Annotated in this window: 26 protein-coding genes and 2 pseudogenes; 18 read left to right on the top strand and 10 right to left on the bottom strand. The window is 68.2% G+C overall.

From position 1 onward, the window contains the following. Positions 1 to 33: 33 nt before the first annotated feature. Positions 34 to 210, top strand: coding sequence for a hypothetical protein (locus ACFYZA_RS30765; protein ID WP_388493961.1), 177 nt, complete (start codon positions 34 to 36; stop codon positions 208 to 210). 7 nt (positions 211 to 217) lie between these two features. Further along, positions 218 to 466, top strand: a complete 249-nt coding sequence (locus ACFYZA_RS30760) for a hypothetical protein (protein ID WP_388493959.1) — start codon at positions 218 to 220, stop codon at positions 464 to 466. Between the two features lie 4 nt (positions 467 to 470). On the opposite strand, the gene ACFYZA_RS30755 is transcribed toward ACFYZA_RS30760, so the two are convergent. Together ACFYZA_RS30755 and ACFYZA_RS30750 are read right to left on the bottom strand one after the other, a co-directional pair. Continuing rightward, positions 471 to 1,163, bottom strand: a complete 693-nt coding sequence (locus ACFYZA_RS30755; RefSeq protein WP_388493957.1) for a hypothetical protein — start codon at positions 1,161 to 1,163, stop codon at positions 471 to 473. 74 nt (positions 1,164 to 1,237) lie between these two features. Further along, positions 1,238 to 1,867, bottom strand: a complete 630-nt coding sequence (locus ACFYZA_RS30750) for a TetR/AcrR family transcriptional regulator (protein WP_388493955.1) — start codon at positions 1,865 to 1,867, stop codon at positions 1,238 to 1,240. Positions 1,868 to 1,969: 102 nt separating this feature from the next. Here ACFYZA_RS30750 and ACFYZA_RS30745 point away from each other — a divergent pair, with 102 nt between their 5' ends. Then, on the top strand, positions 1,970 to 2,884 hold the full coding sequence (locus ACFYZA_RS30745) for an NmrA/HSCARG family protein (RefSeq protein ID WP_388493953.1): 915 nt from the start codon (positions 1,970 to 1,972) through the stop codon (positions 2,882 to 2,884). On the opposite strand, the gene ACFYZA_RS30740 is transcribed toward ACFYZA_RS30745, so the two are convergent. From ACFYZA_RS30740 to ACFYZA_RS30730, 3 genes are all read right to left on the bottom strand, one after another. Continuing rightward, positions 2,881 to 3,048 (bottom strand): hypothetical protein, encoded by a 168-nt coding sequence (locus tag ACFYZA_RS30740; RefSeq protein WP_388493952.1) that lies wholly within the window; start codon positions 3,046 to 3,048, stop codon positions 2,881 to 2,883. The two genes, ACFYZA_RS30745 and ACFYZA_RS30740, sit on opposite strands and share 4 nt — an antisense overlap. Positions 3,049 to 3,722: 674 nt before the next feature. Beyond that, complete coding sequence (locus ACFYZA_RS30735; protein WP_388493950.1) at positions 3,723 to 5,189, bottom strand: alpha/beta hydrolase; 1,467 nt, start codon at positions 5,187 to 5,189, stop codon at positions 3,723 to 3,725. A 55-nt stretch (positions 5,190 to 5,244) separates the two neighbouring features. After that, positions 5,245 to 5,724 carry a hypothetical protein gene (locus ACFYZA_RS30730; RefSeq protein ID WP_388493949.1) on the bottom strand — a complete coding sequence of 160 codons (480 nt, stop codon included), beginning with the start codon at positions 5,722 to 5,724 and terminating at the stop codon, positions 5,245 to 5,247. Between the two features lie 87 nt (positions 5,725 to 5,811). On the opposite strand from ACFYZA_RS30730, the gene ACFYZA_RS30725 reads away from it, so the two are divergent. The 7 genes and pseudogenes from ACFYZA_RS30725 (at position 5,812) to ACFYZA_RS30695 (ending at position 12,817) form a co-directional block, all read left to right on the top strand. Beyond that, a complete protein-coding gene (locus tag ACFYZA_RS30725; RefSeq protein WP_388493947.1) occupies positions 5,812 to 7,011 on the top strand; it encodes a sensor histidine kinase in 1,200 nt (399 codons plus the stop codon). Then, a complete protein-coding gene (locus ACFYZA_RS30720) occupies positions 7,008 to 7,613 on the top strand; it encodes a response regulator (RefSeq protein WP_388493945.1) in 606 nt (201 codons plus the stop codon). The genes ACFYZA_RS30725 and ACFYZA_RS30720 overlap by 4 nt, the downstream gene beginning before the upstream one ends. A gap of 377 nt (positions 7,614 to 7,990) precedes the next feature. Then, positions 7,991 to 8,117 (top strand): annotated as a pseudogene (locus ACFYZA_RS30715) (transposase); the annotation flags it as partial. A 29-nt stretch (positions 8,118 to 8,146) separates the two neighbouring features. Continuing rightward, entirely contained in the window at positions 8,147 to 8,431 is a 285-nt protein-coding gene (locus tag ACFYZA_RS30710; protein ID WP_388493943.1) for a hypothetical protein, read from the top strand. Between the two features lie 1,107 nt (positions 8,432 to 9,538). Beyond that, a complete protein-coding gene (locus ACFYZA_RS30705) occupies positions 9,539 to 10,957 on the top strand; it encodes a hydrogenase expression protein (protein ID WP_388493941.1) in 1,419 nt (472 codons plus the stop codon). 64 nt (positions 10,958 to 11,021) lie between these two features. Continuing rightward, positions 11,022 to 11,339: a MarR family transcriptional regulator gene (locus ACFYZA_RS30700; RefSeq protein ID WP_388493939.1), complete on the top strand. Its 318-nt coding sequence runs from the start codon at positions 11,022 to 11,024 to the stop codon at positions 11,337 to 11,339. Between the two features lie 257 nt (positions 11,340 to 11,596). Next, on the top strand, positions 11,597 to 12,817 hold the full coding sequence (locus ACFYZA_RS30695; RefSeq protein WP_388494191.1) for an MFS transporter: 1,221 nt from the start codon (positions 11,597 to 11,599) through the stop codon (positions 12,815 to 12,817). Positions 12,818 to 13,227: 410 nt separating this feature from the next. Here the strand turns inward: ACFYZA_RS30695 and ACFYZA_RS30690 are convergent, their stop codons facing one another. Beyond that, the gene (locus ACFYZA_RS30690; protein WP_388493936.1) at positions 13,228 to 13,809 is read right to left on the bottom strand and encodes a hypothetical protein; all 582 of its coding nucleotides are present in this window, start codon (positions 13,807 to 13,809) and stop codon (positions 13,228 to 13,230) included. Between the two features lie 586 nt (positions 13,810 to 14,395). Between ACFYZA_RS30690 and ACFYZA_RS30685 the strand changes: the two genes are divergently transcribed. Then, the gene (locus tag ACFYZA_RS30685; protein ID WP_388493935.1) at positions 14,396 to 14,680 is read left to right on the top strand and encodes a hypothetical protein; all 285 of its coding nucleotides are present in this window, start codon (positions 14,396 to 14,398) and stop codon (positions 14,678 to 14,680) included. Between the two features lie 50 nt (positions 14,681 to 14,730). On the opposite strand, the gene ACFYZA_RS30680 is transcribed toward ACFYZA_RS30685, so the two are convergent. Beyond that, positions 14,731 to 15,174 (bottom strand): hypothetical protein, encoded by a 444-nt coding sequence (locus tag ACFYZA_RS30680; RefSeq protein ID WP_388493933.1) that lies wholly within the window; start codon positions 15,172 to 15,174, stop codon positions 14,731 to 14,733. Positions 15,175 to 15,235: 61 nt separating this feature from the next. After that, positions 15,236 to 16,270: a hypothetical protein gene (locus ACFYZA_RS30675; RefSeq protein WP_388493932.1), complete on the bottom strand. Its 1,035-nt coding sequence runs from the start codon at positions 16,268 to 16,270 to the stop codon at positions 15,236 to 15,238. 1,440 nt (positions 16,271 to 17,710) lie between these two features. Between ACFYZA_RS30675 and ACFYZA_RS30670 the strand changes: the two genes are divergently transcribed. The 7 genes from ACFYZA_RS30670 to ACFYZA_RS30640 all read left to right on the top strand — a co-directional run bounded on the left by ACFYZA_RS30670 (position 17,711) and on the right by ACFYZA_RS30640 (position 24,029). Next, complete coding sequence (locus ACFYZA_RS30670) at positions 17,711 to 18,544, top strand: hypothetical protein (RefSeq protein WP_388493930.1); 834 nt, start codon at positions 17,711 to 17,713, stop codon at positions 18,542 to 18,544. A 259-nt stretch (positions 18,545 to 18,803) separates the two neighbouring features. Beyond that, a complete protein-coding gene (locus tag ACFYZA_RS30665) occupies positions 18,804 to 19,877 on the top strand; it encodes an ISL3 family transposase (RefSeq protein ID WP_388493929.1) in 1,074 nt (357 codons plus the stop codon). Next, positions 19,878 to 20,414, top strand: coding sequence for a transposase (locus ACFYZA_RS30660; RefSeq protein ID WP_388493928.1), 537 nt, complete (start codon positions 19,878 to 19,880; stop codon positions 20,412 to 20,414). It begins immediately after the preceding gene. 762 nt (positions 20,415 to 21,176) lie between these two features. Beyond that, positions 21,177 to 21,593: a hypothetical protein gene (locus ACFYZA_RS30655; RefSeq protein ID WP_388493926.1), complete on the top strand. Its 417-nt coding sequence runs from the start codon at positions 21,177 to 21,179 to the stop codon at positions 21,591 to 21,593. Positions 21,594 to 21,804: 211 nt separating this feature from the next. After that, positions 21,805 to 22,479, top strand: a complete 675-nt coding sequence (locus tag ACFYZA_RS30650) for a hypothetical protein (RefSeq protein WP_388493925.1) — start codon at positions 21,805 to 21,807, stop codon at positions 22,477 to 22,479. 241 nt (positions 22,480 to 22,720) lie between these two features. Then, positions 22,721 to 23,416, top strand: a complete 696-nt coding sequence (locus tag ACFYZA_RS30645; RefSeq protein WP_388493924.1) for a hypothetical protein — start codon at positions 22,721 to 22,723, stop codon at positions 23,414 to 23,416. A 370-nt stretch (positions 23,417 to 23,786) separates the two neighbouring features. Then, a complete protein-coding gene (locus tag ACFYZA_RS30640) occupies positions 23,787 to 24,029 on the top strand; it encodes a hypothetical protein (RefSeq protein WP_388493922.1) in 243 nt (80 codons plus the stop codon). A gap of 23 nt (positions 24,030 to 24,052) precedes the next feature. Here ACFYZA_RS30640 and ACFYZA_RS30635 read toward each other — a convergent pair whose 3' ends face one another. Together ACFYZA_RS30635 and ACFYZA_RS30630 are read right to left on the bottom strand one after the other, a co-directional pair. Continuing rightward, on the bottom strand, positions 24,053 to 24,337 hold the full coding sequence (locus ACFYZA_RS30635; protein WP_388493920.1) for a helicase associated domain-containing protein: 285 nt from the start codon (positions 24,335 to 24,337) through the stop codon (positions 24,053 to 24,055). A gap of 280 nt (positions 24,338 to 24,617) precedes the next feature. Next, positions 24,618 to 25,371: pseudogene (locus ACFYZA_RS30630) on the bottom strand (hypothetical protein); the annotation flags it as partial. Between the last annotated feature and the right edge of the window lie 9 nt (positions 25,372 to 25,380).

The raw sequence follows: 25,380 nt of genomic DNA, 5'->3' as shown, positions 1-25,380 counted from the left end.
TCCCGTTCCCTCGCCCCTTGAAGGACAACGACCATGATCCGCCTGTCCTTTGCCGTCGTCACCGCGGTTGCCGCCCTCACCGCCGTCACCCTGCTGTTTTCGGCCGCCACCGCCACCGTCGCTGCTGCTCCCACCGCTGCCGCTCCCTGCGCCGCCGCTCCGGCCACGTCCGCGGCTCGACTGCACCTGGATGAGTTCCAGTGGGGCTGACCCCCTGATGGACAGCGTCTACGTCAGTCTTGATCACCGTCCGGGCGCCATCCCTGACTCCCCGACCGAAGCCGCCGAAGCCCTCGACACCTTGTGGGCGCACACCACGCCCGAGGACGACCTGGAACACGTCAGCGCCCGCACCTACCAGGCCATGGCGACCGCGGCCGTCGCCGTGCGACGGGATCGCGCTGGACCCGCCGGATCGGGTGCGCCCGGTATCTGCCCGGCGGCAGGGCTGGAGCAGAGCGCGTGAGTCGCTACGAGGCGCCCAGTGACCTCATCTGACCCTCGGGCTGCGCGCTCATCTGATCCTCCCGGCGGGTCGTCACCTCACCGTACGCGCGCCGGGTGGCCGTGGATGCGGACATGGGCCAGACCCCCTTACCGGGTCCGCAGGCCCGGGCGACTGCCTGGGCCGTGCTCGCGCAGGGGGAGGTCCTGCTTGTCCCCGGTGGCGGCCGCGGAGTTGAGGAGTTCGGCCGTGGCGCGCTCCGGGTGGCTCGGGCGCTGACGAGGAGCCGGTCGGCGGCCGGGGTGGAGTGGTCCTGGTCGTCGGCGGGGCGGTGGCCGGCGGTCAGCGTGAGGGTGTGCTCGTTGCCGGTGCGGGTGAGCTCGGTGATGGTGTTGAGGTCGAGCGGTCCGTAGGACGGCTGTTCGAGGACGGCGCGGATGAAGTGCCGGTGGTCGCCGATCGCGGCGGCCAAGGCGTCCCAGGCGTAGGCCACTCGCTCACTGCCGGGGTCCGGCTCCACGGTGGTGAGGGACAGTTCGAAGCCGGTGCCGTCGGCGTCGCGGAAGGAGACGGTCTCGCCGCCCCCCCCCGGGGCGACGAAGGTGATGTGCGGGCTGCGGCGCGGGGTGTCGGCAATCCGGACGGCGTCGTGATCGGCGTCGAGCAGCGGGCTTGTGTCTCGGTCGATGGCCGTGAGCCGAAGCTCAGGAGTTGTCACCGGCGACGCCGGATGAGCTGGCGGAGAGGGTGGGTCGAGGCACGTTGGCTGTCACCGATAAGGCATCCCGCTTGTCACACGTGCCCCTTCGGCAGACCTTCTGTCATCAGTGATGATGCTGACTTCCCAGATGCGTCGGCGATGCCGTGCTCAGGGCTGAGCCCTTCTACGGCGAGGCGGAAGAGGCGGTCGGCCTGGGTCTCGGGGTCTTTGTGGTGCTCGGTGGCCAAAGCGATGCCGACGGCGAGGGTCAGCAGGTCGTGAAAGGTGACGTGCGGTGCAACCGCCTTGTCGCGAATGGCCTGCTGGAGCAGGGGAGTTCCGGCCGCTGCGATTCTGTTGCCACAGGAGTGCGGCGAGGTCTCCTCCGTGGGGGGCTCGTAGCTGAGGGTGTTGGCGAAGCCGCGGGCTGAGACGGCGTACAGGACGAGGGCGTGGAGCCACTCCAGGAGGGCAGTTCGGCCGTCCTCGGTCGCACTCAGCGTGTGGGCGCGCTCGCATAGGCCCTCGATGCGCTCCTGAAAGACGGCTTCGAGCAGGGCACGGCGGGTGGGGAAGTGACGGCGCACGGTCGCCGAACCGACGCCCGCGGTGCGGGCGATCTGCTCCTGGGATGCCTCGGCGCCGTACGCGGCGACCTCGGCTTCGGCTACGGCGAGGATGCGCTGGTAGTTGCGTCGGGCGTCCGAGCGCTGGCCAGTCATGATCTCCTCATTGCTAAACGGCGGGCCCCGCCATATCTTAGCGGCACGCAAAACGGCGGGCCCCGCCATTTTGTTCACTCCGGTCCATGAGGAGCAGCAACCATGCCCATCGACAGCGATACCGTCCTGGTCACCGGAGCCACCGGCCAGCAAGGCGGGGCCACGGCCCGCGCACTCTTGGCCGCTGGGGTGCCCATACGTGCACTCGTACGCGATCCGCGGTCGGAGCCCGCCCAGGCGATTGAGGCGCTGGGCGCCGAGCTGGTGCGGGCGGATCTGTCCGACCGGGCCTCCCTCGGCCCGGCGGTCGAGGGAGTCCGCGCGGTGTTCTCGGTGCAGATGCCGCCGATGACCGAGACCGGCGTTGACTTCGCGGGCGAGCTCGCCCAGGCCACCAACCTGGTGGACGCGGCGAAGGCTGGGGGAGTACGGCAATTCGTGCAGTCCTCGACCAGTGGAGTCGGCGAGCACACCCGGGTCCCCGGCTGGTCCGAGAACCGCTGGGCGGCGATGGCGGACTACTTCCATACCAAGCAGGCGATCATGGAGGCGGTACGTGGTGCGGGCTTTGCCCGCTGGACGGTGATCAAGCCCGCCTTCTTCATGGAGAATCTGCCTCTGCTGGCGCCGAGGGGGCCCGGCGGCGGACTGCTGACGGTATTGAAACCGAACACTGAACTGGCCCTGGTGGCGACACGGGACATCGGCAGGGCTGCCGCACATGCCCTTCGAGACCCTGACCGGTTCCACCAGGTGGAACTAGAACTGGCCGGTGACCTGCGCACGATGGAGCAGATCGCGCACATCTTGTCCGCCGCCTGGGGCGTGCCCGTGACCGCGCCCTCCATGAGTCTGGAAGAGGCCCTCGACGCGGGCATGCCGGCGTGGGGAGCCGGGCACGAGTGGAACAACGCCGTCCTCCAGCCCGCCCGGCCCGAATTCGCACGGGAGTTGGGCATCCCGGTCACCACCTTCGCCGAGTGGGCGGATGAGCACCTCACGCCCGTGTCCGGCTAGGGTTCGGAGGAGCACAGCAGTACGTCGCACCCAGCGGTGCCGTCGATGACGGGGTGGGCGTCCTCGACGACCATCAGAAACATCGCACCTGCTCGCGCCTCGCAGGAGCTCGAGGAGCCGTTCACGTTGGCCGTCGCCCACGTCACCGGCATGGCGTCCTGCACCGGACGCTCACGCCTTTTGGCTGCCCTACCAGTCGTCCCCCACACGACCGTACGACACGCGCCGCACGAACGAGTGACCCACCACGCGCGGCAGCGGGCGGCTGGTCGATGGCTTGGTGGGATGCGCGCACGAGACCATCGTGATCCTGAACCTGCGGGGCCTGGTCTGGGCCGACTCCTCCGTCCTGCACACGCCGATGAGCGCCCAGCTCCAACTACGTCACCGCGGCACCCACCTCATCCTGCGCGGCCCGCTGCAGTCGGTGCCCGAATGCCTCCTCACCCTCACCGGCACCCACAGCTACGTCGCCTTCGACGACGACCCGCGATGGACCCGGGCAGGTCGCCCTGCCGGGCCCGGAGGAGCCTCTTCGAACCCAGGCATGGGTTCGAAGCCGGTCGGGCTTCTCGTGGTTGCTTCTCGCGCCCCTGTTGACCGCGGTCGAAGTCGAATTGATCGGGGTTGTGGTAGGCCACGGCGAGGCGGCGGGTGCTGAGGTCGGCTGTCCAGGCGTTGACCCAGACCCGCAGCCAAGACCGTCAACAAGCCGGGGCACGCAGCCCGCTGACCTGGTGAATTGCCCATCGGCAGCCGCGAGGTGTGGGCTACTGCTGTAACGGGCCTCCATATCAAAGGTGTTTACCTCAGCGAAGCATTTTTCGTGAACCGACGATCAATTGCCTGCGGGCTCTCGGGGGCAGTACGTGTCGTGTGCGGGTCGCTTCCCAGTGACCAGATAGTCGTTCACGGCATCGTTCCCGCAGGCGTTCGCGCCCGACAGGTAGGCCACGTGACCGCCCTGGTCGATCGTGACCATCCGGGTCCGTTCGCCGAGAGCCCGACGCGTGCGGAGCGCCCCGGATAGCGGGGTCGCCGGATCGCGGAGGTTTTGCACCATGAGCACATCGGAGGGCCCCCGCTCGGTGATCCTCACCTTCGGCTCTGCGGGGGCGGGCCAGAAAGCACATGGCCGGATGTTGGCGGTGAACGCGCCGTACATCGGGTGCCGCACGCGGTCGACCGTGACGTTGTGCCGATAGGTCGCGAGGTCGGTCGGCCAGCGTGAGTCACCGCAGATCACCCCGAGGTAGGCGGCGGGGTAGTTGTCGCTGTATGCACCCCTGCCGGAGTCGGCGGAGCCTGGCGGCGGCTGGTTCGTGTCCAGGGCGTGCCAGATGGCGGCGAGGCCGGCGAGGTCACTGTCCGCGCGGATCATCGCTGCGGTGATGACCCGGAACGTCGTGCCGTCGTATCCCCGCACGGGCTTGTCGTCGAGGCGCGCGGCGAGGCGGAAGTACATCTCGCGCACCGCGGCCGGGGTGCTGCCCAGGCGGTACCGCCCGTGTGCGGCAGCGGCGAACTCCGCGAAATCGGGGAAGCGCGTCTCGAAGCCCGCGCCTTGGCCGCGCAGGGCCTCGACGTCGTAGCCCTCGGGCGGCAGGCTGCTGTCGAGCACGACGCGGTCTCCGCGGCCGGGGAAGAGGGTGGTGTACACGGCGCCGAGGTAGGTGCCGTATGACTCGCCGTAGTACGAGATCTTCGGCACGCCCAGGGCCTCTCGGATCCGGTCCATGTCCCGCGCGGTGTTCGCGGTGGTGATGTACGGCAGCAGGTTCGCGGTCCTCGCCGTGGTGCACTGTGCCGCAATGCTCTTCGCGGCCGCGGCCTGCCTCGATACGCCGGCCGCGCTGCCCGGGTCGGGCGGGTTAACCGCCGCCTCACCTTGGGGCCTGGTGAAGCCGCAGGTCAGAGGGGTGCTGAGGCCGACACCGCGTGGGTCGAACCCGATCACGTCGTAGCGGTCGCGTACCTTCTGGGGCAGGTTCATCAGGACGGGCACGTGGAGCCCGGGCAGGCCGGGGCCCCCGGGGTTGAGCAGGAGCACGCCGCGCTTCTCAGCCGGCTTTCCACTCGGCAGACGGGATACCTCGACATCGATCGTCCGCCCCTGTGGGTGGCGGTAGTCCAGCGGCACCGCGAGCTTCGCGCACTCCAGCGCCGCCTGCGCCGGGCCGGGGCACCGGCTCCACCCCAGCGATGGCCGGGACGGCGTGTCCGCTGTGGTCGTCCGCGGTGTGCACGAGGTCACCGCCGCCGCGGCCATCATGATGGCGAGCACCGTCGGCCAGATCCTGCGCATAGTCGCTCCCTCGCTTTGCCGGGGCAGTGGATTGGGGGCACGCTCCGACCTGGCGTCAGCCACCCGAGAGGGAGGCTGCACGCACGGCCGCCGATGCGCGCTTGCGCCGCCTGTGCAGCAGCACGACGACGAGCGCGAAGACCTGGAGTGCGGGATCCAGGTCCGGCAGGTCGGCGGTCGCCTCGGAGTGGAGATGTCCGGTGCGGCGGATGGTGCCGACAGGCTCGCCATCGCCGTCGAGCATGGTGTACTCCCGGCCTGCCGCCGCGGACCGGGAGAACGGGATGACCCGCCCGGAGCACGTCATGCGCCAGCTTCGGCGTATCCGGTCCGTGGCCGCGACGGCTGTCCCGTCGGCGCCGAGCAGTTCGCAGGAACCGCTGAAACGATGCGTGCGGACGAGATAGTCGAACCCGTTCAGGGTGAAGCGCGCACCGATGCGGCCTCTGCGCAACGAGAACGTCGTCAGCGCGCGGCCGTCCTCGGCGACCTCGTACTTCTGGCTCGGCGGATTGCTCCTCTTCGCGTGCAACATGACCTCATCCCACCACCGGCCCGCCCGCCGGACCCATGCCATTTGTCATGCATGCCCGGGCTACCGTCCCCGGGTACGCTGGCCGACGTGGCGTCACGTGAACCGGACGAGTTCTCCGTCGACCAGTGGCCGGACTGGAGTTTTTTGAATGACCCGTCGGGCGATGCCTCCGGCCGGGCTCGGGGCCGCGTGGTCGTCGCCGTGGCCATGGCGTCGGCCTCCCTCGCCCTGATCGCACGGGCCGTGGGCATCGCGCGGCACACCGGCTCCGGCCCGCTCACCTTCCTCGTGATCGGTCTGCTCGCCTGCTACGGCATCAGCTGTGTCGTGGCGTCGTGGTACGGGCCGACGGTGCTGCGCCAGGGGCGCGTCGCCATCGTGGCCGCAGTATTTCTGCTCGGGGCGGCACCGGCCGTGCTTCTCGCCTCGCCGTCCTACCTGACCGACCTGACCTTCGCCCTCTCGATCGGGCTCATGCTGCTGCCGCTGCGTCGTGCTCTGCTGCTCGGTCTCGGCACGGTGGCGGGGCAGATCGTCTGGATGCGTTTCGCTCAAGGCGAGGTGGCCTGGGGGCAGGTGGCCGTCCTCGTCGGCGTGACCGCGGCACTCGGAACGGTCTTTGCGCTCAACTTCACGATCGGTCATCTGCGGGCCGCGCGCGAGCAGGTCAGAAGGCTTGCCGTGCACCAGGAGCGGGAACGGGTCGCCCGGGACATGCACGATGTCCTCGGCCACACCCTCTCCGCGATGACGGTCAAACTGGGGCTGACCCGGCGCATCCTGGAGTCCTCCGGGGACGTGGCCCTCGCCGTCGGTCACGTCACGGAGCTGGAGACCATGGCGCGCACCGCGCTGTCCGACGTGCGGGCAACCATCTCGGACTACCGCACCCTGTCGCTGGACAGCGAGCTGGCCGGCGCCCGCCTGGCGCTGCGTGCCGCCGGAGTGCGGGCCGAACTGCCCGCCGCGACCGACGCCGTGCACCCCGCACTGCGGGAGGTGTTCGGCTACGTGGTGCGAGAGGCGGTCACGAACGTGCTGCGTCACTCCGACGCCGAACTGTGCACCGTCCACGTCGGGCCCGACTGGGTCGAGGTCACCGACAACGGCAGCTCCCACAGCGGGGCGTACGCCGGGAACGGGCTCAACGGTCTTACCGAACGGCTGGCCGCCGTGTCGGGCACCCTCGAACACGGGGCCGCCCCCGGCGGCGGGTTTCGCGTCCTCGCCCGCGGACCGGCCCCGGCGACCCACTCCTCCGTCTCCTACGAAGCCGGCCCGACGTGATCCGTGTCCTGCTGGCTGACGACCAGGCACTCGTACGTGGTGCTCTCGCGGCCATGCTCCGGCTCGAACCCGATCTCGACGTGGTCGCTGAAGTCGGCACCGGCACCGAGGTGCTGGCCGCCGCGAGGCGGACCGCGCCCGACATCGCGCTGCTTGACGTGCAGATGCCCGGCCAGGACGGCCTGAGCGTCGCCGCCGATCTCCAGCAGGCCCTGCCCGGCTGCCGCACCATCATCTGCACCACTTTCAGCCGGCCCGGCTACCTCGCCCGGGCAATGACCGCAGGTGCCGCCGGATACGTCGTGAAGGACTCCCCGCCGGAACAGCTGGTCGACGCGATCCGCCGCGTCCACGCCGGCCTGCGATTCGTGGATCCGGCCCTCGCCGCGGAAGCCCTGGCCGGCGGCGCCAGCCCGCTGACCCGACGCGAGGCCGACGTACTGTGCGCCGCCGCCGGGGGTGGCACCGTGGCCGACATCGCCGAAGCGCTCCGGCTGTCCCGGGGCACCGTACGCAACCACCTGTCGTCGGCGATCGGCAAGACGCAGGCTCGCACCCGGGCCGAGGCTGCCCGGATCGCGGAAACCAACGGCTGGCTGTGATCTGAGTCGTTTCGCTCGGACCCGGCGAGGCTTGTCCCACTAGGCTGTCTCTTTCGGATCTTGGTTCAAAGGAGTCAGCAAACGGCCTGCCCGCATCTATATTTGCGAGGTGGACGAAGCCGAAGCGAGCGGTCAGGTGTGGAGGGACGAGGTTCGCGCGCGTCCGACTGCTGTGCAGGATCGGGACGTGTTGGCACGGCTTGTCGAGGTTGACGCAGACCCCTTCGAGGTCGACTTGTACGAGCGCGCGGCGGATCCCCAAATTCTCTCGATCGATCGTGCTCAGAGGTCGCGGGCTGGCCAGTACGCCAGGCACGTGCGGCGACTTCGCGAGCGTCAACAGCGCCAAGAAGGTTGAGCAGTAGCCTGCGGATTACCTGATCGCTGGTCTGGGTGTGTCGTTGACTGACGCCCAGTGGGCACGCATCGAGCCGTTGCTGCCAGACAGGCCCCCTCGACGGGGTGGCCGGCGGCGGGATCGCCGGCAGGTGATCGACGCGATCGCGTTCAAGTACCGGACCGGGACGCCGTAGATGGATCTGCCCGAACACTTCGGGTCGTGGAAGGGCGCCCACAACCGGCTGCGGAAGTGGGCCGCTGATGGCACCTGGGAGAAGGTCTTCACTGCCCTCCTCGCCCAGGCCGACGCTGAAGGCGACCTCTACTGGGTCGTCTCGGTCGACTCCACGATTGTCCGAGCTCACCAGCACGCCGCCGGGGCCCGTCAAAAGGGGCTCAGATCGGCCTCCAAGGACTGTGCCTCGGCGATTCCCTTCGCCAGCAACCGCTGCATCTCTGTCCTCGCGCGCCAGATCTGAGGGGCCGGCCCATAGTGGCTCATTGCCAGGATTCAGCTGATGGCTTTGATCGCGTTCCAGCCAGAGCATGCCGGAGCCCTGCCCGTGGCCGACCCGCTCCCACCGAAATTGCCCGCGAACGATCCCGCCGTCGTCAACACAGCACGCTTCTTTGGGGGCGCTGGCGAACCGAAGGTTGATGGGCTCCACAGATCCCGAACTCCCTTGAGGCAAACCGCACTTCATCGCTGCCGCCTCAGCCGCGGCGGATACCGTCACGTAGTCCGCGAGCACGTCGACCCTCCTCTGTTCCACCGGTTCGAGGTGAAAGGCAGGGGTGCCATTCGCAGTGCGAGACAAGGCAAGTGCACGAGTACGACTCCGGATCCTCCCTCTTCGGCTACACCAAAGCTCTACGGGCAGGTGCCGGGCGGCGTGGTCATGTCACTGGACGGTGACAACAGTGTCGTGGGCTGACGACGCCCCTGTTGTCCCGGCACGCAGCCGGTTCATGCTGATCGAGCAAGGCCGAACGAACTGCGGTGTCCGCGCTCAACTACCGTCTAGCAGAGGGCCTTTCATGCCCAATGACCATTGCGAAGGCGTTCCTGTCTCCGCCTTTTTCGGCAGAGGATGCCAGCCACTCCCGAGTCCATCGGGCGCGGTCACGCTCAGCTGCGCCTCACCATCCTGAAGCCTGGCGAGGCCGTGATCTTCGACCTCGCTCAAAGCCTCGACAACTGCGGCCAGAGCCTAACGCGGCCCGAAATGCCCTGGTCACGTTTCCCGGCAAGACTCGCACTGTCACGCTCGACTGGTCTGTGGGCGGCGGTATCAAGGTCGCCTGCACCGACGTGCAGGTCTTCCCCCCCCCACACACACATGACCAACCGGGAAACCTGTGGCGTCGGTCCGCTCGTCACCGGCGGCCCACGAGGCAAGCATCCACAGCACGCCGACTCCATGGCCATGATCTGCAAAGCGACGTGTGCAGGGGGAGCGGGTTGGGCCAGGAACACACTTCAGGCCGGCTGGCCAACGCACAAGTGGTCTTCCGCGACCACCCATTGACAGTAGCTCAGCGACCAGCAGGACCGGCATACCCGAAGAAGGCCCTGCGTGAATTGGATGAGTATGTGGACTGCCCTGGAGCCCCCCGCCACCACCGTCGCCCCCGGTGACAGCGCCGTCGTCAGGCTGCGGGTGCGTAATACGGGGGACACCGTCGAGGAGTACCGGCTTACGCCGGTCGGTGAGGCGGCCGGGTGGGCGCGGGTCGAGCCGGCCGCGTTGCGGCTGTATCCCGGGGCGGAGGGCACTGCCGACATCACGTTCGCGCCGCCGCGTACCTCGGACGCCGTCGCCGGGCCGAGTGTGTTCGGTATCCGGGTGGAGCCGCGTGAGCGTCCGTATGAGGCGGATGTCGTCGAGGGCCGTCTCACGATCGGTCCGTTCGCGGAGATGCGGGCGGAACTGGTTCCGCGTTCGGTGCGGGGCCGGCGTCGCGCGCGTGGGCGCCTGGCCGTCGACAACCTGGGCAATCAGCCGCTGACGGCGTCGTTCTCCACCCGTGACAACGGGGACGCGGCCAATGTCGAGGCCAACCCGACCGCGGTGCGGGTCGATCCCGGCCGGGCCGGGTTCGCCGAGGTGGCGCTCACGGCCGTGAACGTGACCTGGTTCGGCGGGACGCGTCAACATCCTTTCACCGTCTCGGTGTTGAGGTCGGGTGACGCGGCCCCGCAGGAGCTGCGCGGCACCTATCTTCAGCAGTCGGTGTTCCCGCGCTGGGTCCTGGCGGTGGGTTCGATCCTGCTGGCGCTGCTCGTCGCGTTCGTGATGATCTGGCTCCGGCACGACACCGGCGTCAAGAGCCAGGCGGCGGAGCAGGCGCCGGCCAAGCAGGTGCCGCTGCCACAGGGTTCGCAGAGCCCGTTGCCGTCCGCGCCGCCGTCCCCGTCGACGCAGCCGTCCCCGCCGCCGTCGGCCCCCGCGCCGCCGGCGCCCAAGCCGAAGCCGGAGGGCGGCGGTTCCGGAGGGGGCGGCGGCGGTGGCGGTCCGAAGAAGCCCACGTACGACCCGACGAAACCGGTTCGCATCCAGTCCGGCCTCGGCATGTACCTGACGACAACGGCGGATCAGTGGCCTTTCGGGGATCTCTACGTCTATGCGGCGCCCGACAGCCCGGACCAGCCCACATGGGATCAGAAGTGGTACGTCCGGCCGCTGCCGCAGGACGAGTTCGCCCTCACCTCTTCGACCGAGCCGAAGCTTGTCGCGGACAGCAAGAGGGAGGGGGACAAGGTGCAGATGTGGGAGCCCTCGGGTGGCGAGTCAAGCCTCACGGACGGGCAGATGGCCAGCAGTCAGAAGTGGTCGATCCAGCCCATCGACGGGGCGGACGGTTTTGTGCAGCTGGTCAGCAAGGACAACAAGTGGTGCATGTCCGACCTGACTCCGAACGACACGGGGCACCTCCAGGTGGTCGAGGCCCGCCCCTGCGGAGCACTCCCCGCCGACCAGCAACGCTGGCGCATAGCGCCATGAACGAAGGTGCACAGCCCCCTGAGCAGAAAGGGCTTAAGGCTTCGGCGGGCGCCATCCGCGGATCGTGGACGAGGTGAGCGTGCAGAGCGTGGAGCTGATGATGCAGGCCGGGCTCCCGCAGATGATGGCCAAGGTGCTCGCCGCGCTGTTCACCACCGACAGCGGCGGCCTCACCTCTGCGGACCTCGTGCGACGCCTGCGGGTCAGTCCCGCCTCCGTCTCCAAGGCCATCAACTACCTGGAGAACCAGGCACTCATCAAGCGCGAGCGCGACCCCCACAGCCGCACCGAGCGCTACGTCATCGACGACCTGGTCCGCTCGGCCGAGCACTGGCACAAGGTCCACTCCACCCGCCCTAGACAGACATCCGAAACCGACTGAGTGGGCACGACGCCGGCAGGTCCCGCCGCATCGCTTCCGTCACGATGTTCACCATCACGCGTGACGGCACTCTGGGCGTTTCATAGGTGGTCGCTCGTGGTGGCGTCTCGGCTTTCGGCCGTCGGGGGGCGCCTCGCGGAAATGCGACGTCATCCTGGATGCCGGTGGTTGGTGTCGTGAATCTGCCGGACGCCGGCCGTCGTCCCTGCTGGACTCATGGGCACACCCCACATCATGTCCAGTACGGGACGGGATTGATGTCCACAGCAACCACTACCTCCAGCGATGCCTCCGCGGCGCCGGCCCTGCGTTCACCTCTGGTCTCCTGGCTGGCCGTGACCTCAGTGATGATGGGGATCTTCGCGATTGTCACCACCGAAATCCTGCCCATCGGTCTGCTGACATCGATCGGTTCCAGCTTCGCCGTCTCGGACGGAATGGCCGGGCTGATGATGACCATGCCCGGCTTCCTCGCCGCGGTGTCCGCGCCGGTGGTGACCGTGGCTACCGCGCGTATCGACCGGCGGGTGATGCTCGGCGCGTTCATCCTGCTGCTGGCCTTGGCCAACTTCCTGGCCGCGGCGGCGTCGGGCTACTGGATGATCCTTGTCTCGCGGGTGATGGTCGGCATCACCATCGGCGGCTTCTGGTCCATCGGGGCGGGGCTCGCCGGCCGGCTCGTACCGGCGGAGCGGGTTGGCCGGGCCACCTCGGTGATCTTCTCGGCGGTGCCCCTGGGCTCGGTGCTGGGTGTCCCGCTCGGCACCTTCATCGGGGACGTCGCGGGCTGGCGGACGACGTTCCTCGTGATGGGCGTCTTCACCATCGCGGTGTTGGTGATGCTGCTCCTGGTGGTGCCCGCGCTCCCGGCGGTGCGGGCGACGCGCCTGAACGTGCTGAGCGGCATGTTCCGCGGGATCAACACCCGGTTCGCGCTGGTGCTGACCTTTTTGATCGTCCTGGCTCACTTCGGCACCTACACCTATGTCACTCCCTTTCTGGAGCAGGTGACCCATGTGAGCTCCGGACTCATCACGGTCTATCTGCTTGTCTACGGAGTCGCGGGCATCGTCGGTAACTTCCTCGGCGGGGCCGCTGTGACCCGATACCCGCGGGCCACGTTCGCGGCGGCCGCGGCGATGATCGCCTGCGTGACCCTGCTGCTGCCGGTGCTCGGCCGGTGGGACCTGGGGGCGGTGGCTCTGCTGGTCGTCTGGGGCATCGCCTACGGCGCCGTGCCGGTCTGTTCGCAGACCTGGTTCGCCAGGGCCAGCCCCGCCTCCCCGGAGGCATCCTCGGTCGTGTTCACGGCGTCGTTCCAGGCCACCTTGTCCATCGGGGCGCTGACGGGTGGCGTCGTCATCGACCACTCTTCTCCCTCGGCCGTTATGACGCTCGGCGGCTGTGCTGCGGTCCTGGTGGTGTTCGTGGCCTGGTTCCACCGTGCCAGGAGGATCGAGTTCCCCGAGTCGCCGTAGGGCCCGCAGCCCGCACCGCTCTCCTCTCTCAGGGCCGACCGCGGTCACCACCCGGTGCACCGGGACGGCGTGTTCGGCCTGCGCCCGGTCATGCGCTCAGATCGTCCAGGTCCGTCTTGACGCGGCTGACCGGTCGCCGGACCTGGCTGATCTCCTCCCGCCAGGGGCATGGCCTCGCGGGAGGCTGGGGCGTCCGTCTCGAAGGCAGACGTCAGCTTCTGGGGGCTGTGCGGGAGGCCGGCGTGGTACGTCTCCCGGTCCGGGAGGCAGGAGATGTCGGTGGTGTGGTGCTCGCGGCCAGGCAGCGGAGCCGCAGCGGGTAGCTCTGGCCGCCTGCGGTCACATCCGACGGTTCCCTGCGCACGCCGTACGCGGTGGCGACCTCGCCGGTCTCCCGCCGGCGGGTCGGGTCAGCCGTGTGAGCAGGTGGCTCCGTTGCCGTCATTGGAGTTCCCGCCGTCGGAGAACTGGTGCCGTCCGGACGTGACGATGGCGGAGCAGCCCAGACGCTCGTGATAGTTCAGCGCGGACCTGAACCACTTCGGCGCGGCGTACACGGAGCCCGCGTCGTACTCCGGCACGTCGATCGACACGAACCCGGATGTGAGGAAGCCGTTGCCCATGTTGGTGAACGTGACGTGGCCTTCGGAGTTGTTGCGCTCGTCCGCGACGTACACGTCGGCCCGGTCGATGATTGCCGCGCCCGTCGCGTTCAGGTGTGCTTCGGCGTACACCTGGCGGCACTTGGGGATGTAGCCCACGTACAGGATGCCGATCGACGTGTCGGTGTTGTTCCACGGCGCCCCGTTCACCTGCCTGTCCCAGATGTTGACGGGGGTGCCGAGGGAAACGCGCTGACCGTCGTCCTGCGGGCAGGGATGCGCCTGGGCGCTCGCACTGCCCGCCGGGCCCGAGGTGACAAAGGCCAGGGACGAAACGAGAACCGCGGACGCGGCCAGGAACGTACGAGTGCGGGCGTGACGAACCTTCAAGGGAGCCCCCAGGAGCCATTGGGTGATCAGTCCCCGGCAGATTCCCAGCCCCGGGTCGGCCGCACAAGATCGCTTTAGCTGATGCTGATCCTTCCGCTGCGGTTCCTTGACCTGGGTGGGCGGTGTTCCGGCCGGGCAGACCGGCACCGTTGTCCGCGCGAAGCTCGGCGGTGGCCCGGTTAGGCAGTGCGGGTTCTGTCTGCTGGACTCTGCTCAGTAGGCATAACCACCGGGACATGCCCATCCGTCTTCGAGTCGACTCCCGAGCAGCGTTTCTGGCGCAACCTCAAAATGATTACGAGGGTTGAGGGCCTGGGACCCCAGCCGAAGATCCGGGAAGCGCTCCGACCCAGGGCCTCCGCCCGGCCCGGCCTTGGCCCGGGGCTCCTGCTGGTGTTGGAACCGTTTGCTGCCCTGCCGGCTTCGTACAAGGCTGAAGTGTTCGCGACGGCCGCCCCAGCCGGCCCGTTCTCCCCGGTCGGGACATTCCGGATGAAGGACTACGGGTAGGGCATTACTGTGGCGCTGCGAGGGGCGGTAGCGGCGTGCGACCGCCCTGGCCCCCTGCGCCAGCACCACCGCCTCGTTGGCGAAGGCCTCGGCCGGCTCAATTTCCGACGGCGAGTTGCTGCTGGGTCTGCTCCATTACCTGGAAGGGACCTCGAAGCTGTGCTTCGCCGTGGTGAACGGTTCCACAGCACTGATGGAGTCCGGTGGCAGTTCGTCCTGGCCGGCCCTGTCAGGCAGGGTGTCCTCCAAGGGAAGGGCCGGCGGGCGCTGGCGAAGACGCCGACGATACCAACTGGACGGCTTGCTGCGCCTGGTCGAGGCGTGGGACGGGCCCAACGTCATTCATGGCGCGGCCAGTTGAGGGGTGGAGGACCGGTGCCGGCACGGCTTGCGGGTGCCGGCACCGGTGGTTCAGGGGAGGTTGACGAACTTGTGGGACGCGATGTTGTGCCACATCTGCTCGCCCGAGCAGGACCCGCCTGTGCCGAACCTCCAGTCGTGCAGGTCCGGGAGCCCCGCCCCGTTGTAGATCCCGCGTCCGGCGCCGCCGTAATTGCTGTTGCAGTACACCCAGACGTCGTCATTGAAGCCGGGGTAGCGCAGGTTCCATACCGATGCCGAGGTGTTCTTGCACGCTCCCCAGGACGCCGTGTCGGTCGGCCAGGCGGCGCACTCGTTCTGGTACCAGGTGTCGAGGTAGGTGTGGAACTTGCCGTCCGGCGGGTTGGCGGCCGTCGTTGTCGACGTCACCTCCGGTGCCGGTGCTGTTTCGGTGGCGTTGGCCATGACGGGTGTGGCCATGACGGCCAGGACCGTCAGGGTCGCGCCGACGCATGCGGTTCGTAGAGAAAGCACGTTGCTCCTTGGGTGGGTTTGCGGGTGTGGGGTGCTCGCGGGTGCCGAAGGCTCCGGCATGTCAGCGATGTGTGTCCGCTGCCGCGACCGAGCGGGCACGGGGCAGTGCCGACAGGCGGAGGCGGAGCCATGTGCTGACCTGGCCCCAGTACTGCTTCCTCAGCTCTGCGTCGTACTTCTGGTCCAGTCGGGCGGCAGTCGCCGCGAGACCGGAAGTCTGTGCGCAGCCCGCCTCGGCGACCGCCATGGCGACCTCGCGCTCGTGTGGCAAAGGGTGGTCGGAAGGCGGCAACGAGGCACGGGCTGCGGCAGGATCCTTGAACGCGTATCCGGCGGCCCGCATGCACGCGGACCACCTTTGCGTGCCGCTGCGGAACTCGCTGTCGGCGGTGACCTTCGCGCCGCGCAGCGCCGGCAGCGAGTCCATGGTCACGCGTGCCTGGAACCACGCCGGCAGGTCGCGGTAGAGAGTCCGTTGGGCCTGTGACTGGCACCCCTGGGCGCTGTGGGTGATCACCATGCCGTCCGGTGTGCGCGCCGTCAGCCCGACCGGCCGAGGACCATTGGCGGCGATGACGGCCGGACCCCGGCGCTCCTTGGGCAGGCTCTGAAAGTAGCGTTCATTGGCATCGTCGGTGCGGAGTTCCTCGCTCGCGCGGTCCAGGTCACTGCCGTAGCCGTGCCGGCCTGCCCAGGGCGCGTCGTCGACGACGTACGGGAACTGCCGGGCGTCGCGCAGCGGTTGGCGTGGAACCGGCACATAGGCGAAGCCCATGTCCTTCATGCAATCGCGCAGCAGGAGCTGTTCGGCCGAGTGCAGCAAATCCTGCTCCGCCCCGGTCGCCTCCCGCAGTGGCTCGCCGAAGGAGGAGTGCGAGGGCTGAACCCGGCTCGGCTCGTGAGTCTCTTTCCCACCTGCGCCGACGGCCGCGATGGTGCCCCCCGCCGCGAGCAGGGCGACCACACCGAATACCGCTCTGCGATTTCGCACGCGCCTTTGACGTCCGATATCGCTCGCACCTCCCGCGCCGCCTTTCGATATCGGCTCGGCTGCCGGTCGAAAAAAACCCTCGTCTTCTCCAGGCAACTCCTCCACCAACAACCTCCTTTCTTGTTCCGTGACGATCTGGGAAGGTTCTTGCCTTGCCTCAGCGAGCGTGTTCCGCTGGACGCAATCCCAGACTCGGGGTGACGGGATTGTCCGTCCACGATGTGAGTCAAAGTCGCAGCTCGCCCGCGGACAAAGGGCCGTTGTCCGCCGGACGGAGACCGGAGCGCTGCCGATGGTCGCGGAATCAGGCCACGCACGGGCCACGTTGTCCCAGCAAGTGCTGGAGCGGGTGGGGCGTCGTCTGATCTCCTGGGCATCGCACTGGACGAGGCGGGTGAAGGGACGGTGCCCGCGCGGAGGCAGAGGGGTTCTCGAATGGGCAGGGCGGGACGTCTGCAAGGGGAGCCGCGAGGGGAAACGCCGCAGGCGAATGCGCTGGCGGTTTTTCTGCGGACCATGACGGAAGGCCGTACGGTCCGAGAGCTGGCGCGGTCATACGGGGCCGGGAAGACCAGCTGGAGCGACTACCGCTCAGGGACGAAAATAATTCCCTTGGCGCTCCTGGAACACGTGATAGCGCACCGGGTGCGTGATGAAAGGAGCCGCACCGAACTGTGGCGCCGGGCACGGCAGTTACATGCCGCGGCATGTGCGGCGGAAACGGGAAAAATCCTTCCGACGGCCGACCGGGTCCGCACGCCCGGGACGCGGGAACTGCTGCGCGAGACTCAGCACGCCAACGCCGAACTCGCCCGTTCCGAGGAGGCTGTACGCACCTTGCTCGGCCTGACGGCCAAATTGCAGAAGGAGCTGGACGCGGCTCTCAAGGAGAGGGACCGCACGGCCGGCCGCACACGGAGGGAAGCGTCGAGAGAGGCGCTGTCCGTCGCCGAGGCTGCACGCGTCGACCACTCGTCCGCGCGTCCGCGGCCGACGCCCACGGCCACCGCACATGACGAGAACCCCGCCGGGAGCAGCCCGGCGGGGAAGGCGCTGGTCCTTTGGCGGCCACCGCAGAACATCCCGCACCCTCGCGACGAGATGGTGAGCGCAGCGGGCACTGAGGTGGAGATTCGCCGCCTGCCGCTCGCCGTCCCACAGCACCCCGCGGCCCGGGAACTCCGCTTGGCAGGCGCCCGGCCGACTGGCGTCAGTGCCGTGGTCCGCGTGAGGCGCGACCTGGTGCGGCTCGGCACTACCGGCCATGGGGACCGTGGGCCACGCAGACCGCAGAGGCTGGTCCACGCGCTGATACTCGCCGCCTTCATCCTGGTCTGCGGCGTGACGGCCACATCTGTGGAACCCGCACGGCAGCCGCCGCCTCGTCCCACGGCCGCATCACCATCGACAGACGTGCCGGGAACGATCGTGCGGGAATACGCGACGGACACGTCTGCCGGGCCCCTGCCCTCGGCATCGCGACGTCCTTCGCGGCCACGCGGCCCCGTCGCCGGCCCTGCACAACCAGCACTCCCGGCTCCCGCCGTGCCCAGCCTGCGGGCCCCGGCCGCCGAGCCCCCTCGACGCGTGGAGGTCGCCGCACCCGAGGGCAGCGGCGTCTATGCCATAGCCGCGGACGGCAAAGCAGTCGTCCAGTGGAGCGGGACGGGCTCCCAGTGGTCAGCCATCGGCGGTCCGGCCAAGGACCTCTATGCCGGACCCGCCGGGGTGTTCGCCACCGACCCGGTAACGGGCGAGCTGCAGGGCTACAGCGGCCAACCCGGTCGCTGGCAGGTCGTCAGCGGCCGGGCCGCCGGCTTCGCCATCAGCGGCACGAACCTGTACCGGCTGGCGAACGACCACAGCGGCGTCCACCGTTGGGACAAGCAGCGCGGCACCTGGCGGCAGATCGGCGGGCCAGCAGGACACATTTACGGCGGCGGGGCGGGACTGTTCGCCACCGATCCGGTGGACGGCCGGATCTTCGCCTACAGCGGCAGCGGCTCGACCTGGTCGTACGCCGGTACCGCCGGGGCCGAATTCGCCGTGACGAACCAGCACTTGTACGGGCTCAACCCCGAACGAAGCGCGGTCTTCCGATGGACCGGCGAAGCCGGAAAATGGAACCAGGTCGGTGGCGCGGCCACCACCATCTACGCGAGTTCCACGGAGTTGTTCGCCACCAACGGCATGGACAGCGGCATGTGGCGCTACCGCGAAGGTACTTGGGCCCGCATCGGCGACGCCGGAGCAGGCTTCGGGGGACGCGCAGAACGTGTCTACCGCCTCGACCACGACCAGAGGGCGATCTGGGAATGGGACGGCGCCGCCTGGAAACGAATCGGCGGCCCGGCCCGCACACTCGCCGTCGCGAGCTGACCGGGTCGGCTCCAGCGGGGCGGGGTGTGGGCCGTCCGCCCATGGAGCGGGCCAGGAGCTCCGAGTCGCGGGTTCCGGCTCTTGACCTTTGTTCACGGGTAGCGGTTCTGGCTCACTTTCCGGGGCCAGAACCGTATCTGGTGAACATCCGCAGCACTGCTGCCCCAAGTGCTGACCAATCGCTGTTACTTCACGGGCTCTGGCTCAGGTTTTGGGCTCTGTCTCAATTTTGGGGGTAGTTGGGCAGCTATCCAATGTGATGGGTGGGGTTCAGGTCGGGGATCTTCTTCTGCCGGGTGTCGCGGCGGAGGTCGACCAGGTGGTGCTGACGGATGTGGAGGTCCGGGTCGCCGTGCGGTCAGGGGCCGTGTCGGCTGCGTGTCCTGGATGCGGGCGGAGATCTTCGAGAGTGCACTGCTACTACCAGCGGACTCTTACGGATCGTCCGGTCGCTGGCCGACGTGTGCGGATCGGGCTTCGGGCGCGTCGGCTCGTGTGCGGGAACGGGCATTGTGACCGTCGGACGTTCGCCGAACAGATACCGGGCCTGACGCATCGCCACGCACGCCGCACCGACGCCCTGACCACCCAGCTCACCAACGTGGCCCTGTTCCTGGGTGGCCGGCCAGGCACTCGACTGCTCCAGCGCATGACCATCGACACTTGCAAGGACACACTGCTCCGGCTGATCCGTAGGCTGCCGCTACCTTCGTCGGGACCGGTGCCGCATCTTGGCGTCGATGACTTCGCCGTTCGCAGGGGACGTACCTACGCCACCATCCTCATCGACATGGCAACCCACCATCCGATCGACGTCCTGGCTGACCGGGCCGCAGACACCTTCGCTTCCTGGCTGCGGGACCATCCTGAGGTCCGGATCGTCTGCCGCGACCGTGCAGGCTCCTACCGGGACGGGGCACAAGTCGGTGCCCCTCAGGCCATGCAGGTTGCCGATGCCTGGCACCTTCTGAACAACCTGGCGCAAGCAGTCGAACGCGTCATCGGACGGCATCGCGTTGACCTGCGGCAGCCCCTCACCTCGCACGATGGCCGGACCGAAGACGGCCTGTCCTTTGAAGACGGCGACCGCGAAGAGCTAGACATCCACGGACGGCCTCGACCTCTGGTCTCCCGCACGCGCGATCGCCACCAGCAGATCCATGAGCGCATCGAACGCGGTGACAGCCTTCGCGCCATCGCGCGCGACCTCAAGCTCAGCCGCGGCACGGTCAACCGCTTCGCGCAGGCCGCAGAAGTCGACGAACTTCTCCTCGCAGCGATCCACCGACCCGCGCTGATCGACGACTACCGCGTCTACCTGCACCATCGCTGAATGGAAGGCTGCACCAACGCCTCCGCGCTCACCCGGGAAATCCAACGGCTGGGCTACCGCGGCGACGTCAACACCGTCCGCCGGCACCTCCAGCCCTACCGCAACGGCGCGATCCCGGTCACCGCTCCCTTGCCGCACCTGACCGTCCGCAGGGTCACCGACTGGATCATGCGCCGGCCCGAGCACCTCACCGATATTGAACGGAAGGGGCTCGACGAACTGTGCGAGCGGAATCCCGCACTGGCAACGACCGTCGAGTACGCGCGCCGCCTGGCACTCATGATCCGCGAACGCCGCAGTGAACACCTCGCTCTCGACGTCTGGATCGCCGACGTCCGCCTCGACGGACAGCGCGAACTCCGAACTCTTGCCAACGGCATGCGACGCGATCGCGCAGCCATCCAGGCCGCCCTCACCACGACCCACACGTCCGGAGCAGTGGAGGGCAACGTCACCAGGATCAAGCTCCTGAAGAGACAGATGTACGGCCGCGCCAACTTCGACCTCCTACGACGCCGCATCCTGCTCTCACCATGATCAAGAGGCCACGACCCCCAAATCAGCGACAGAGCCCAGAAGTTGAGCCACAGCCACTTCACGTGAACGAAGCCAGACGGCTGAGTGGCGAGGAACCACCCGGACCCTCAGTTCTCCAGAAGGCGCCGACGCCACCACCCGCACTTACCCGACGAACCTGTCAGCGTGAGGTGAGGACTGAGGGAAACAGTTCGGCGGTCGAATTCGGAATCGAGCCTGGAGACGAGCTTGCCAAGGTCTTCCCGAGCACCACGGGGAAGCCACAGCAGCACGTCCTCCAGGCGGTCTCGCGCCACGAGAGGATCACAGCACTCGCAGCCCATCACCGGATCCGGCAGCACGCGCCCTGGCTGTTTCAGATACCGCTGGCACTCGGCCAGGGCAGCAGCCACAGCCCCTGGCCATAGTCGGTCCTCTTCCAACTTCCGGATCGCTACGCGAGTCGCCGCAGACACACCACGGACCCGGCGAACCGGAATCCCTCTTGTGGGCCGCCAACGCTTCGCGCGCAGCCCCTTCGGACGCCTACGTGGCATCGGCCTTTCGGATCAACATGCCGTCATACTGCCACGGACCGGGCTGCCTCCGCACGTGGTCACAGAGAGCCCGCACCACGGCAGGTGCTCTTACTTCTCACCGATATTCCTGCGCTCTCCGGACGGAGAGTGATGCCGGAACCCATCGACAAGCGGTCTCGGTTGAGATCTACGCAGCCAGTCTCAGCGACGCGTGATCGAGGTATCCCGCTGGCAGTCTGGTGGAGTGAACGACTTCACTGAGCAAGGGCTTCGCGACGCGCTCGTGGCATCGGAATCGCAGGACTGGGCTGTGAGGGCTGCTGCCGGACGACGTCTGGCGGCAGCACCGCAGATTGAGGGTGTCGCCGGTGTCCTGCATCGTCTGTTGCTCGACGCCCAGGACACCGGGGTGACTTCGGATACCGCGGTGGCTCTCTTGGCTCGAAGGGATCTGGCCGGCGTGCGTGCCGTGCTCGCCGCCCGTGCAGTCGCCTCCGACCAGGGAACCGCCGATCAGCTCGCCGCGGAGCTGGACTGCGACCCACGCTGGGCGACGGGCCAGGACAGCGACGAGCTGATCGTGCAGCTTCGGACGTTGGTAGCGGACAAGGATCCCGATGTCCGCAACGAAGCCTTGCTGCGACTTGCCTGCCTGCGCTGATCGGACGGCACTGAACTGATCAATCTTCGGTGAGATTGGTCAGCCTTCAGCGAGACAGGACAATGTGTGACTGAGCGCCGCGGTTGGCCGCTGAGCGCGCTAGTTGGCCGCGCTGAGTGCCGTACTTGGCCAGGGCGTGAATGTCCTCACGGACGTTAAGCGTTCGCCGCCACCTGCAATGACTGCGAGAACAGGCGTCAGGATATCCGCTATGACCAAGGCGCGGGAATGGACGTATGAGGGTACGCAGCTGGCTTGGCTCAAGGAGCGGCTTGGTCGCCCAGAGCCGGGGCCGGGCCACGTGGTGTCGGAGATCGTCCCGCGTGGCTTCGAGGCGTATGTGCGGATTTTTCATCGGTTCGAGGCCAGGGACGGCTCGGGCCGTAGCTGCACCTGGCAGGCGTCGGCGAGGGAGTCGGGTGTGCCCTTCCACGCCGAGCTTTCCCACTGGTCGCTGCGGGGCGGTGAGAGCGACAGCACGGGCAGGTCACTGTTCTATGCGCAGGATGGGGCGCTTGACTCCCAGAGTCGACAGGCGCTTGCATCACTGCTGATCACGGCCTCTGGGGACGAGGCCGTTTACTTCGCCTATGACCTGGCGGCGCTGCTGTGGACCGATGGCGCCAAGCCCCTCATCCATCACGTTCCACTGGCTGACCTGGGGAGTCTGCGGGATTCCATGATGGACCTTGTGGGAGACAGCGGCCCGGAGTTCTGGTGGCCCAACAACCGCGCCTGGGTCGTCACAACCGACTTCGACCTCCGGTCCACCTATGTCGGGTGTTCGAAGGAGACTGCCGAGCTGCTCCTGGCTGACGAAGTGCTCGAATCCTTGCCAGTTGCCGCAGAGACCCGCGTCGATTGGGATGCCGACCAGACGCAGTGACTGGTGATCCAGCCGTGTCGGTGCCCCGCAAGCCGGCAAGACGCGGGAACGAATGGGCAAGTAGCTTGCTCAAAGTGGCCAACTAGGGTGCCCGACCACATCACCTGTTGACCTGTCGCACTGAAGGTTGCGCGATTCTCACGGAGCCTTGGTGACGAATAGGTTCGGTACGTCGGTTTCCTGCTTTACGGGTCGGGGTGAACCGGTTGCGAGCAGGGATGGGCGGGTATTCTCGCTGATCATGACCACCCCGAACGGATTCCCGATCCACGAGCTGCCCGCTGATCCCGGGCGGTTGTCTCTCGTGCATCGGAAAGTCCAGCCGGTTTTGGCCAGCGCGGAGTACGACGCGGTCGAGGAGTGGACGGTCACGGTCGTCGCTCCTCAGTTTCGCGGCCGGACCACGGGCGGTGAGGTCGGCATGATGACCTTGTACCGGCTGCGGAGGGACAACGTGTCGGACTGCGCTCCGCCGACGGCCGCCGAAGGTGACGACCACTGGCTGGCTGAGCTCTCCCGGTTCTTGCTCGACTGGGACGGCAGCCCCCGAGCGAGGTTCGCGGACATGGTCTCGTCCACCGACGGCGATGTACTGGCCGTGCACAACGTCTGCCTGGCGGCCGAGTGGCATGGAACCGGGGTCGAGGCCGCGTTGCTGGCGGAAGCGATCTGGGCCCTGGCCGACGGCTGCTGCGCAGTGGTCACGGACTCGTACACCAACGCGTGCCCGGATCACCCGCCGACAGCCGACACCCGGTGGTCGCCCGTGCCCTCCACAGTCCTCGACGGCGTGTGGCCCAGCATCGGCTTCCGCCGGCTTCCCTCCCTGCACCTGCTCGACACCGCTCACGACGAGCCCCGGCGCCTGCGCAAGCAAGCCCGCGCTGACCTCGCCGCGCTCAGCCACACCTACCAGACGCGCACCCCGCGCCACTGACTGCGGTAACGACCGTTCCCGCGTTCCCGGGAGACACTGCAGGCTCAACCTCGCTGGTGACATACAAGCTTCACCGAGACGAGCCCACTGCCATCACCGGGGTTCAGTGAGAATCGAGCAACCTTCGATGCGACAGGTCAGTGGTCGGGTAGCCGGGTCAGGCAACGTGACCCGGCTACCCGACGACACCGGCACTACCCGACGACACCGGCACTACCCGGCGACCTGGCTGCCGTCAGTGCCGCCCACTAACCTCCTGCCAACGCCGTACCGACGTGCGCGTTGGTGTCCCGTTCGAGCGAGGGGATGACCTGTGCCCGATCGACCTGAGATTGTCTGCATCTGTGGATCCGCCCGGTTCGTTGAGGAGATGCGTGCGGTGAATCGGGATCTGGCCTTCGAGGGGATCATTGCTGTCGCGCCGAGCGAAGCGGACGGGCCGCTCACCGAGGGGCAGAAGAATGCGCTGGGCGCTCTTCATCTGCGCAGGATCGACCTGGCAGACCGGGTTCTGGTCGTCAACCCTGGCGGGTACATCGGCGAGTCCACGAGCAGGGAAGTGGATTATGCCCGAGCCGCTGGCAAGCCAGTTTCGTTCACCGATCCCGTCTGACCAGGTGTCGAGAACACCCACCATCACACCCATCGCATGCCGATCGCGGAGAGCTGCTCAGTCCTGTCCGGTGTCAGGGCGACGGCCCGGCTGCGCTGGTTGCTGATCCAGGCGCCCAGCTTGTGTTTCCGTTCTTCCTGGTCCTCGCCGACGATTCGTTCGATGCGTTTCCTCGGGACTCGCCGCCTGGGGTGTGCCGTGGCCCCTGCCGAAGGACTGGAAGGACGAGCTGGCCAAACGCTGGAGGGCCGCCCGCCCGGACGGATTGCCGGCGCCCCCGCCCACCCCGGCCCCGGCCGACTTCGCACAGGACACTCTCGACTTCGGCTGATCCGACAACAGCGGGGCCGGACAGGATCACCCTGCCCGGCCCCGCTGCTCGCTCCCGGCTGCTCACCGGCTGACTCGGATGCGCGGCCCCCACGCGAACTCAAGGTTGTCCAGGAAGACGGTCTCCAACTGCTTCTCCCACCGGCCGCGCAGGAGGAACGGAGCGGCCTCCATCCGCTCCAGGATGACCAGGGTCTCGGGCTGTCCGATCAGCGCGTACCGGCCGTGCGAGGCGGGCCTGCTGCCCGGCCCGTACGCGCGCAGCAGCTCCGAAGGATGGTCGGCGAACTGGACGAGCGCCTCGATCGGCGTGACCGGGTTCCACAGCGCCTGCTCCGCCTTCGTGGAGGGTCGACTCGTGCGAGCCGGTGCACCAGGCACCGGAGAGCAGGTCGCAGTCGGGCTGCGGACAGTGCGGATCGTGTACGTAGGGCGTCTCCTCGATGTCGCAGACCAGGCACCGCTCCGCCGGGGGCAGCCCCTCGCCGGTGATCAGCATGGCCAGGACCTGTGGTGGTGTCGCCTCGTTGGCCGCCGCTGTGCGGCGGACCTCGGCATGCGGGTGGCGTGCGAGGCGAGCCGCCAGGTCAGCATCCTCGGTCTGCGACACGAGCTCCGCGACGATCCGTACATCCGGGTCATCGGCCAGCATCTCCCGTACATCGGCCGGAAGTTCGGGACAGGCGGCCAGCTTTGCCCGCCTCTCGACGTCGGGGTCCGCAGCGAAGAGCCGCGCCCACTCCAGGTCACCGCAACGCTCGTCGAGCAGGGCGAGCGCAGCCTGCGGCTGCGTGAGAGGGTCGACGTCGGCAGCGGTCAGCCGGCCCTCGTACGCGAGTCGCACGGCACTCTCCTGGACCCGGGTGGCCAGGTCGACCGCCTGCTTGTGGCTGAGGTTCGTGCGACTGGCGAGGCCGTCGGCGATGTCCGCGTCTGCGACCGCGATCAGGCGGTCGACCAGCTCGACGGGCAGAGCCTCATTGGCGGCGAGGCCGCACAGTACATGGTTCACGGAAGGCAT

The organism is Streptomyces sp. NPDC001828 (genome assembly GCF_042892175.1).
Taxonomy (GTDB): Bacteria; Actinomycetota; Actinomycetes; order Streptomycetales; family Streptomycetaceae; genus Streptomyces.
This window is presented reverse-complemented; position numbering and strand designations above follow the sequence as displayed.